The sequence below is a fragment of the Vibrio sp. 03_296 genome, from assembly GCF_002265885.1.
In genome coordinates this window covers 1-767 of record NZ_NPKW01000978.1, presented here as the reverse complement: position 1 = coordinate 767, position 767 = coordinate 1, and the positions used below count along the sequence as shown (strand labels likewise).

Annotated in this window: 1 pseudogene; it reads left to right on the top strand. The window is 37.2% G+C overall.

The annotated features are described in order from the left end of the window. A pseudogene (locus CIK04_RS29295) lies at nt 1-262 on the top strand (helix-turn-helix transcriptional regulator); the annotation flags it as partial. Nucleotides 263-767: the final 505 nt, after the last annotated feature.

Genomic DNA, 767 nt, shown 5'->3' with positions numbered 1-767 from the left:
TCAAAGTATTTTGAAAGACGCTATCGACGCGGTGATCAACGGCTACACCTTTTTCAAGTTCAAGCCAAATTCTGCGGTCAACCAAGCTCAACCAGAACTTTCAGACCGAGAAGCGGCCGTAATGAATTACCTTAAAGTAAACACATGAATAGCCAATATTTTGTCGATCAGCGATAAAACCATTAGTACCTACAAACGGCGATTGCTGAATAAATTCAATGTCGAAAACATCGTTGATTTAGCAAAACTCGTTTCACTATAAAAATAAAATGACAACCTTCAGCCGAGAAAGAAAATGAAAAAAAGTTTAAGCCTGGCCTTTTTATTTGACCACACTTTCTTTTTTATTCGTGTTTAATTGCACTGGCTATTTATGCCGTTTCCATAGAAGTAGAACGCTTTGATAGACAAGCAAGACCGTTTAGAAAGTATTAAAACGTATGTGGTAACCATGGCTTATTAACCCAATCCAACATCGATACCTCTGATAAAAGGATAGAAATAACATCATTCAATCCACTCAACGTTCGTTTGAAGACTATATCTACGCTGTTGACAATTCAGAGTTGGATTATTATGAGGCGGTTGCCTATAAAACCATGCATGAAACAAGAAACTATTTCTTGAGCTTGTTTAATAATAAAAATTCCGTTTTTATTACCGCTCTTACTCTGGTAAAAGTATCTGCTTGATCGACAAAGTCAACGGCTTCAAAGTCGATGCGCGCAAGTTTAGCGAAACTGGTGTAAAACACAGTTTGTCTGTAC